The organism is Streptomyces sp. NPDC052109 (genome assembly GCF_040680195.1).
Classification (GTDB): domain Bacteria; phylum Actinomycetota; class Actinomycetes; order Streptomycetales; family Streptomycetaceae; genus Streptomyces.
The window spans coordinates 1-10,397 of sequence record NZ_JBFAWF010000051.1 but is presented as its reverse complement, the minus strand read 5'-3'; the positions used below and the strand labels follow the sequence as shown (position 1 = coordinate 10,397).

The window sequence follows — 10,397 nt, the reverse complement described above, 5'->3', positions numbered from 1 at the left end:
TCCGGGGGTGCGGTCGACTGGGCGGCGTACCTGCCCGCCGCGGCCCGGGTCGAGCTGCCCACCTACGCCTTCCAGCGCCGCCGCTACTGGCTGGAATCGACCTCCGGCGGCAATCTGGGCGCCCTCGGGCTGCTCCCCGCGGGCTCACCGCTGCTCGGCGCGGCCACCGCGCTGGCCGGGTCCGACGCCCACCTGCTCACCGGCCGGCTGTCGGTGCCGTCCCAGCCCTGGCTGGCCGACCACCGGGTCTCCGGCGCGATCGTGCTTCCCGGCGCCGCGTTCGTGGAACTGGCCGTGCAGGCCGCCGACCGGGTCGGCTGCGACCGGGTGGCGGAACTCGTCGTGCAGGCGCCGCTCGTGCTCACGGAGACCGGCGGGGTGCGGTTGCAGGTGGCCGTCCGTGAGACCCAGGACTCCGGCCGCCGCGTCATGGAGATCTACGCACTGGCCGACGACGCGTCCGAGGACGAGCCGTGGACGCTGCACGCCACCGGCACCCTCGCCACGGGCCCGCACGAGCCCGTCGGCGCGGACGAGCCCACCACCGCGGAAGAGGTCTGGCCGCCGCGCGACGCCACCCCGCTGCCTGTGGACACCGTCTACGCCGATCTCGCCGCTCGCGGCCTGGACTACGGCCCGGCGTTCCAGGGCCTGCGCGCGGCCTGGCGGCGCGGCGCGGACCTCCTCGCCGAGATCGCCCTGCCCGATGAACCCCCCAGCCGGGCAAGCGAGTTCGGCCTGCACCCGGCGCTGCTGGACGCCGCCCTGCACACACTCGCGCTCACCGACGACACCGGCACCGCACGGCTGCCGTTCTCCTGGGCCGGTATCCGGCTGCACGCCGCCGGAGCGTCCGCCGTACGGGTCCGGCTCACCCCCGCCGGCGACGGCTCCGTCGCACTCGACCTGTTCGACGCCACCGGCGCTCCGGTCGCCTCCGTCGGCTCGCTCACGCTGCGCGCCGCCACCGGGCGAGCCACCAGCCGGGTGCCCCGCGACGCGCTGTTCCGGCTGGACTGGGACACCAGCGCGACCCCCGCCGAACCGGTCACCGGCCGTTGGGCGGTCCACGGCGCACTGCCCGAGACCCTGGCCACCGACCTGCGCGCCGCCGGGATCGACCTCACCGGTCCCACCGGCGAGGCCGACGTCACCGTACTGGCCGTTCCGGCCGGACAGCCCGCCGCACAGGTCACGTCAGCCGTACTGCGCCAGGTGCAGGACTGGCTGGCCGCCACCGCCGCCACCGCCGCACCCGCCCGGTTGCTGGTGGTCACCAGCGGGGCGGTCGCCACCGAACCCGCCGGCCGACCCGCCGATCCGGGCGGCGCGGCGGTATGGGGACTGCTGCGTGCCGCGCAGGCCGAACAGCCCGACCGGATCGTGCTCGCCGACCTGGACGCCACCGCCGCGTCCCGCCGGGCGCTCTCCGCCGTACCGGCCACCGGGCAACCCCAGGCGGCGCTGCGCGACGGCGTGCTGCTCGGCCCCCGGCTGGTCCGGCCCGGGCTGCTACCGCCCGCGGACCCGCACTGGCGGCTGGCCGTCACCCGCCCGGGCACCCTGGACAACCTCGCGCTGGTGCCGGCCCCGGCCGCGGCCGCCCCGCTGGAACCGGGCCAGGTACGGATCGCGGTGCGCGCCGCAGGGCTGAACTTCCGGGACGTGCTCATCGCCCTGGGCATGTACCCCGGCGAGGTGGCCCTGGGTGGCGAGGGCGCCGGCGTGGTCACCGAGGTGGCCGCCGATGTCACCGACCTCGCCCCCGGCACCCCGGTCATGGGCCTGTTCGGCGACGCGTTCGCCCCGGTCGCCGTGGCCGAGCGGGCCGCCGTCGCACCGATCCCGGACGGCTGGACCTTCGAGCAGGCCGCCGCCGTGCCGATCGCGCACCTCACCGCCCACCTCGGCCTGGTCGAACTCGCCGGACTGCGGGCCGGCGAGAAGGTGCTGATCCACTCCGCGGCCGGCGGCGTCGGCATGGCCGCCGTACAGCTGGCCCGGCACCTCGGCGCCGAGGTCTACGGCACCGCCGGCGAGGGCAAGTGGCAGGTGCTGCGCGACCTCGGACTGGACGACGCGCACATCGCCTCCTCCCGCGACACCGGCTTCGCCGCGAAGTTCGGCCCCGTCGACGTGGTCCTCAACGCGCTGTCCGGCGAGTTCGTCGACGCCTCGGCGGGACTGCTGCGCCCCGGCGGCAGGTTCCTGGAGATGGGCAAGACCGACCTGCGCGACCCGGCCGGCTTCCCGGACATCACGTACCTGCCGTACGACCTGATGCAGTTGCCGCCGCACGAGATGCAGCGGCTGCTGGGCGCGGCGCTGGAGCTGTTCGCCGCGGGTGCGCTGACCGTGCCGCCGCCGTCGGTGTGGCCGATCGCCCGGGCCGTGGACGCGTTCCGGTTCCTCAGCCAGGCCCGGCACACCGGCAAGCTCGTGCTCACCCTGCCCCGTCGGCTCGACCCCCGGGGCACCGCGCTGATCACCGGCGGCACCGGCACCCTCGGCGGGCTGGTCGCCCGGCATCTGGTGCGCGAGCACGGCGTACGGCACCTGATCCTCACCGGCCGCCGCGGCCCCGAGGCCCCCGGCGCCGCCGAACTGGCCGCCGAACTCACCGCACTCGGCGCCGAGGTACGCATGGCGGCCTGCGACGCCGCCGACCGCGACGCGCTGGCCCGGCTGCTGACCGGCATACCCGCCGAACATCCGCTCACCGCCGTCGTGCACGCCGCGGGAGTCGCCGACGACGGGTTGTTCACCGCACTGACGCCCGGGCGGCTGGCCGCGGTGCTCCGGCCCAAGGTGGACGCCGCGCTGCACCTGGACGAGCTGACCCGCCGGCACGACCCGGCCGCCTTCGTGCTGTTCTCGTCGGCCACCGGTACTCTCGGCGGCCCCGGCCAGGCCAACTACGCCGCCGCCAACGCCTGCCTGGACGCGCTGGCCGGCCGCCGGCGCGCCGCCGGGCTGCCCGCCCAGTCGCTGGCCTGGGGTCTGTGGGCCCCGCCCAGCGGCATCACCGGAGAACTGTCCGCGGCGGACCTGGCCAGGATGGCCCGCGCCGGAGTGCAGGCGCTGTCCGCCGAGGAGGCCCTGGCGCTGTTCGACACCGCGCTGGCCGTGGACGATCCGGTGCTGCTGCCGGCCAAGCTCCGGCCGCGCACCGCCGACCCGGCGCTGCTGCCACCGCTGCTGCGCGACCTGGTCCGCACCCCCCGGCGCCGGAGCGCCGCGGCGACCGGGCCCGGTACGGCCACCCCGCCGGCCGAACTGACCGCCGAGGAACTGCTGACGCTGGTGCGCGCCGAGACCGCCGCCGTCCTCGGCCACGCCGCCGCCGACGCCGTCGACCCGCAGGCGGAGTTCCGTGCGCTGGGCGTGGACTCGCTGTCCGCGGTGGAACTGCGCAACCGGCTCACCGCGGCCACCGGCGCCACCCTGCCCGCCACCCTGGTGTTCGACTACCCGACCCCCACCGCGTTGGCCCGGTTCCTGCACCGGGACCGGCCCGAGGAGACCGCCCCGGCCGCACGGGCACCGATCGGCACCGGTACCGCCACCGACGAGCCCCTCGCGATCGTCGGCATGGCCTGCCGGTTCCCGCCGGAGATACGCTCCCCGGAACAGCTGTGGCGGTTCCTTCTCGACGGCGGCGACGGCATCACCGGGTTCCCGACCGACCGCGGCTGGGACCTGGACGCGCTGTTCGACGCCGACCCCGACCGGCCGGGCACCTCCTACACCCGGTACGGCGGATTCCTGCGCGACGCCGCGGGCTTCGACGCCGAGTTCTTCGGCATCAACCCGCGCGAGGCGCTGGCCACCGATCCGCAGCAGCGGCTGCTGCTGGAGACCTCCTGGGAGGCCTTCGAACACGCCGGAATCGACCCGGACTCGGTGCGCGGCAGCCGGACCGGTGTGTTCGTCGGCGTGATGCGCCAGGACTACGGCCCGATGCTGCACCACGCCGCCGAGGGAGTGGAGGGCTACCGGCTCACCGGCAGCGCCGCGAGCGTCGCCTCCGGCCGGCTCGCCTACGCCTTCGGCCTGGAGGGCCCCACGCTGACCGTGGACACCGCCTGCTCGTCCTCACTGGTGGCGCTGCACCTGGCCGCCCAGGCGCTGCGCCGCGGCGAGTGCGACCTGGCGCTGGCCGGCGGTGCCACCGTGATGGCCACCCCCGGGCTGTTCGTGGAGTTCTCCCGGCAGCGCGGCCTGGCCGCCGACGGCCGGTGCAAGTCGTTCTCCGCCGCCGCCGACGGCACCTCGTGGTCGGAGGGCGCCGGCATGCTCCTCGTGGAGCGGCTGTCCGACGCGCGCGCGGCCGGGCACCCGGTACTGGCCGTCGTACGGGGCTCCGCGGTCAACTCCGACGGCGCGTCCAACGGGCTCACCGCGCCCAACGGCCCCTCCCAGCAACGGGTGATCCGCAGCGCGCTGGCCGCGGCCGGCCTGTCCACCCAGGACGTCGACGCGGTGGAGGCGCACGGCACCGGCACCACCCTGGGCGACCCCATCGAGGCCCAGGCCCTGCTGGCCACCTACGGCCGCGACCGGGACGGCGAACCGCTGTGGCTCGGCTCGGTCAAGTCCAACATCGGGCACACCCAGGCCGCCTCCGGCGTCGCCGGGATCATCAAGACGGTCATGGCGCTCCGGGACGGGCTGCTGCCCCGCACGCTGCACGTCGGCGAACCCAGCCCGCACGTGGACTGGGCCTCCGGCGCGGTGTCCCTGCTGACCGAACCGCGCCCCTGGCCCGAGACCGGACGGGCGCGGCGCGCGGCGGTGTCCTCGTTCGGCGTGAGCGGCACCAACGCGCACATCGTCATCGAGCAGGCCCCGCCCGAGGCGCCGCCCGCGCCGCCGGCCCGGGCGCCCCTGCCGCTGCCGGTCGTGGTCTCCGCCCGCACCGAACCGGCCCTGGGCGAGCAGGCCGCCCGGCTGCTGGCCCACCTCGAGGAGCACCCGGACGTCGAACCGGCCGCGCTGGCGCACTCCCTGCTGACCACCCGCGCCGCACACCCGTACCGGGCCGTCGTACCGGCCGACGCACACGCCGGACGGACCGGTCCGCAGGCCGGGCTGGCGGCCCTCGCCGACGGCACCCCCGACGCCGGCGTGGTCACCGGCTGCGCCGCCGACGCCGGGAAACTGGCCTTCCTGTTCCCCGGCCAGGGTTCCCAGCGCCTCGGCGCCGGCCGCGCACTGGCTGCCGAGTTCCCCGCCTACGCCGCGGCGTTCGACGCGGTGTGCGCCGAACTCGACCGGCACCTGGCCCGGCCGCTGCGCGAGGTGCTGTTCGCCGCCGAGGGCAGCCCCGAGGCCGCGCTGCTCGACCGCACCGACTTCACCCAGGCCGCGCTGTTCGCCGTGGAGGTCGCACTGGTCCGGCTCGCGGAGAGCTGGGGCCTGCGACCGGACCTCGTGGCCGGCCACTCGGTCGGCGAGATCGTCGCCGCGCACCTCGCCGGCGCGTTGACCCTGCCCGACGCCGCCGTGCTGGTCACCGCCCGCGGCAGCCTGATGGCGCGGGCCACCCCCGGCGGCGCCATGATCGCCGTCCAGGCCACCGAGGCCGAACTCGCCCCGGCACTGGCCGAGTACGCGGGGCAGGTGCGGCTGGCCGCCGTCAACGGCCCGAGCTCGGTGGTGGTGTCCGGCGACGCCGACGCGGTCGCCGCGATCGGCGCGCACTGGCGCGAACAAGGCCGCCGCACCAGGCAGTTGCGGGTCACCATGGCGCCGCACTCCCCGCACGTCGACGGCATCCTGGCCGAGTACCGGGAGATCGTGACCCGCATCCCCATCAGCGCGCCACGGCTGCCGGTCGTGTCCACGGTGACCGGGGCACCGCTGACCGAGCGGGAGATCACCGACCCGGAGCACTGGGTGGCCAACGTCCGGGACGGCGTGCGGTTCCTGCCCGCCGTGCGCGCCCTCGCCGAGGCGGGGGCCACCGCGTTCGTCGAGGTCGGCCCGGCGGCGGTGCTGACCGCGACGGCCCGGGACTGCCTGCCCGGCACCGAACCCGGGACGGAGGCGGCCGTCGAACGGGTCGTCCTGCCCACCCTGCGCGACGGCCGGGACGAGATCCCGGCCCTGTTGGACACGCTGACCCGGCTGCACGTGCACGGCATCTCCCCGGACTGGGCCGCGGTGACGGAAGGGCGCGCACCGGCGCCGGTTCCGCTGCCCACCTACCCGTTCCAGCACCGCCGGTTCTGGCTGACCGGCGAGACGGCCGCCGACGCCGGCGCGGCCGGCCTCGACCCGGTCGGGCACCCGCTGCTCGGCGCGGCCGTCACGCTGGCCGACGGCGCCGGTGTGCTGTTCACCGGGCGGCTGTCCACCACCACCCAGCCCTGGCTGGCCGACCATACGGTGACCGGCCGGACCGTGCTGCCCGGCACCGCGTACGTCGACCTCGTCGCCCGCGCCGGGGACGAACTGGGCTGCGGCCGGGTCACCGAACTCACCCTGGACGCACCGCTGGTACTGCCCGACCGGGGCGGCACCGCGCTGCAACTGGTGTTCGGCGCGCCCGACGAACAGGGCGGCCGCACGGTGACCCTGTACTCCCGCGCCGAGGCGGACACCCCCGGCGAGCCGTGGACCCGGCACGCCGCGGGCACCGTCGAACCACCGGCCGGCGCCGCGCCCGAGCAGGGGGACTGGCCCCCGGCCGAGGCCGCCGAGACCGAACCGGGCGACCTGTACGAGCTGCTGGCCGACCGCGGACTGGCCTACGGCCCGGTGTTCCGGGGCCTGCGCCGCTTGTGGCGGCACGACGAGGAACTGTTCGCCGAGGTGGAGCTGCCCGCCCCCGCCGAACCCGGCGGCTTCGGCGTGCACCCTGCGCTGCTGGACGCCGCGCTGCACGCGCTGGCCACCGACCCCGGGGCGAGCACGGGCGCCCTGCCGTTCGCCTGGACCGGGGTGACCCTCTGGCAGCCCGCCGCCGAGACCCTGCGGGTGCGGCTGACCCCGGTCGACGGCGGCTTCGCGATCGCCGCGTACGACGGCCGGGGCGCCCCGGTACTGACGGTGGAGAGCCTCGCGCTGCGCCCGATCCCGGCCGGGCTCGGCGCCGCGGACTCCCGGACCGACGCGCTGTACACGGTGGACTGGACGCCGGCGTCCTCCGCCACCGGGGGACCCGCGCCCACGGAACGGCCCACCGGCGCCGAAGGGCCCACGCCCACCGACCTCGGCGCGCACCTCGACCTCGCCCCGGTGACCGAACCGGGGGAGTGGCTGCTGGCCACACTGCCCGCCGCCGAGGACGACCCGGCGGGCATCGCCGCCGCCACCCATCGGGTGCTGACCCTGCTGCAGGAGTTCCTGGCCCAGGAGCGGTTCGCCAGCACCACCCTGGTGCTGCGCACCTCCGGCGCCACCGACGGCACCGACCTGGGTGCCGCCGCCGTCTGGGGTCTGGCCCGCTCGGCCCAGTCGGAGAACCCGGGCCGGATCGTGCTGCTGGACAGCGACGGCAGCGTGCCCGACCCCGTCGCCCTGGCTTCCGGTGAAGCTCAACTGGCCATCCGCGACGGCGCGGTGCTCGTGCCGAGGCTGGTACGCGCGGGCGCCGGCGAGCCCGCCGCGTGGCACCCGGAGGGCACCGTACTGATCACCGGCGGCGCCGGTGCACTCGGCTCGGTGCTGGCCCGGCATCTGGCCGCCGAGCACGGCGTACGGCGTCTGCTGCTCGCCGGCCGCCGCGGCCCCGACACCCCGGGCGCGGCCGAACTGGTCGCCCGGCTCGCCGAGTGGGGCGCCACGGCCGAGGTGGTGGCCTGCGACGTGGCCGACCGGAACGCGCTGGCCGCGCTGCTGGCCGGCATCCCCGACGAGCACCCGCTGACCGCCGTGGTGCACGCCGCCGGAGTGCTGGACGACGGGATGCTCGGCGCGCAGACCCCGGAGCGCGTCGACCGGGTGTTCCGGCCCAAGGTGGACGCCGCGCTGCACCTCGACGAGCTGACCCGTCATCAGGACCTGTCCGCCTTCGTGCTGTTCTCATCGGCCGCCGGGATCCTCGGCAGCCCCGGGCAGAGCAACTACGCCGCCGCCAACGCGGTGCTGGACGGACTGGCCGCCCGACGCCGCGCGGCCGGCCTGCCCGCCGTGTCGCTGGCCTGGGGCCTCTGGGCCGGCGCCGGTGGCATGGGCGACGCCCCGGACGGCGCCGCCCGGCAGCGCATCGAACGGCTGGGTGTGGTGCCCCTCGAACCGGCCGAGGGCATGCGGCTGTTCGACGCCGCCGTCCACGGCGGCACCGCACGGGCCGTCCCGGTCCGGCTGAACCTGGCCGCGCTGCGCGAGCAGGCCCGCACCGTCCCGCCGGCCCCCCTGCTGCGGGGCCTGGTCCGCGTCCCGGCGCGCCGGGACGCCGGCACCGGTGCGCTGCGGGCCGCGTTCGCCGGGCTCGACGAGGCCGCCCGGGCCACACTGGTGCGCGACACCGTACGCACCGCCGTGGCCGCCACCCTCGGCCACGGCAACGCGGCCGGACTGGGCGACCGGCGCGCCTTCACCGACCTCGGCTTCGACTCGCTGACCTCGGTGGAACTGCGCAACCGGCTGGCGGCCGGCACCGGGCTGGCGCTGCCCGCCACACTCGCCTTCGACCACCCGAGCATCGCGGCCGTCGCCGAGTACCTGCTGGGCAGGCTCACCGCGGCCGACGCCCCGGCGCGCACCGCACCCCGCCGCGCCGGGCCGGCCGACGAGCCGATCGCCATCGTCGGCATGGCCTGCCGCTACCCGGGCGGCGTGCGCTCCCCGGAGGACCTGTGGCGGCTGGTGGCCGAGGACGGCGACGGCATCTCGCCGTTCCCCACCGACCGCGGCTGGGACACCGAACGGCTCTACGACCCCGACCCCGACCGCGCCGGACGCACCTATCTGACGAAGGGCGGATTTCTGCACGACGCGGCCGAGTTCGACGCCGGGCTGTTCGGGATCTCGCCGCGCGAGGCGCTGGCCATGGACCCCCAGCAGCGGCTGCTGCTGGAGACCTCCTGGGAGGCGCTGGAACGCACCGGCATCGACCCGCTGTCGCTGCGGGACACCGACACCGGCGTGTTCGTCGGCGTCATGTACCACGACTACGCCACCCGGCTGCCCAGCACGCCACACGACGTCGAGGGCTACCTCGGCGCCGGCACGGCGGGCAGCGTCGCCTCCGGCCGCGTCGCCTACACCTTCGGCCTGCAGGGCCCGGCGGTCACCGTGGACACCGCCTGTTCCTCCTCCCTGGTCACCCTGCACCTCGCCGCGCAGGCGCTGCGCGCGGGGGAGTGCTCGCTGGCGCTGGCCGGCGGCGCGACCGTGATGTCCACACCGGGCACCTTCATCGAGTTCTCCCGGCAGCGCGGCCTGGCCGCCGACGGCCGCGTGAAGGCGTTCTCCGCCGACGCGGACGGCACCGTCTGGTCCGAAGGCGTCGGCCTGCTGGTCGTGGAACGGCTGTCCGACGCCCGCCGCAACGGCCACCGGATCCTCGGCGTGCTGCGCGGCTCGGCGGTCAACCAGGACGGCGCCTCCAACGGGCTCACCGCGCCCAACGGCCCCTCGCAGGAACGGGTGATCCGCACCGCGCTGGCCGCCGCGCACCTGAACCCTTCCGACGTCGACCTGGTCGAGGCACACGGCACCGGCACCGCCCTGGGCGACCCGATCGAGGCGCAGGCGCTGCTGGAGACCTACGGCACCGATCGCGACGAGCCGTTGTGGCTAGGGTCGATCAAGTCGAACATCGGGCACACCCAGGCCGCCGCAGGGGTCGCCGGGGTGATCAAGGTCGTGGAGGCGATGCGGCACGGCCTGCTGCCGTGCAGCCTGCACATCGGCCGGCCGACCCCGCACGCGGACTGGTCGTCCGGTGACGTACGGCTGCTCACCGAGGCGCGGCCCTGGCCCGAGCGCGACCGGCCGCGACGGGCGGCGGTGTCCTCGTTCGGGATCAGCGGCACCAACGCGCACGTGATCATCGAGCAGGCCCCCAAGGCTCCGGTCCCCGGGCCGGCGCCCCGGCGGGTGGTGCCGGTCCCGCTGTCCGGCAACACCGAGGCCGCGTTGCGCGCCCAGGCGGGCCGGCTGCGCACCTGGCTGGCCGCCGAACCGGACGCCGGGCCGGTCGAGGTGGCCGCCGCCCTGACCACCGGGCGCGCCGCGCTGACCCACCGCGCCGTGGTGGTCGCGGGCGGCCGCGACGACCTGCTCACCGGGCTGGCCGCGCTGGCCGCCGGGGACACCGCCGCGCACGTGGCCACCGGAACCGCCGGAACCGCCGGCCGGACGGTGTTCGTGTTTCCCGGTCAGGGTGCGCAGTGGGCGGGGATGGCGGTGGAACTGCTGGATTCCTCGCCGGTGTTCGCTGCGCG

General features: G+C 76.6%; 1 protein-coding gene. It reads left to right on the top strand.

Translation table 11 applies throughout. From position 1 onward, the window contains the following. Positions 1 to 10,397 (top strand): SDR family NAD(P)-dependent oxidoreductase (locus AB0L59_RS42060; RefSeq protein ID WP_365593445.1); only part of this gene is annotated, 10,397 nt, incomplete at both ends.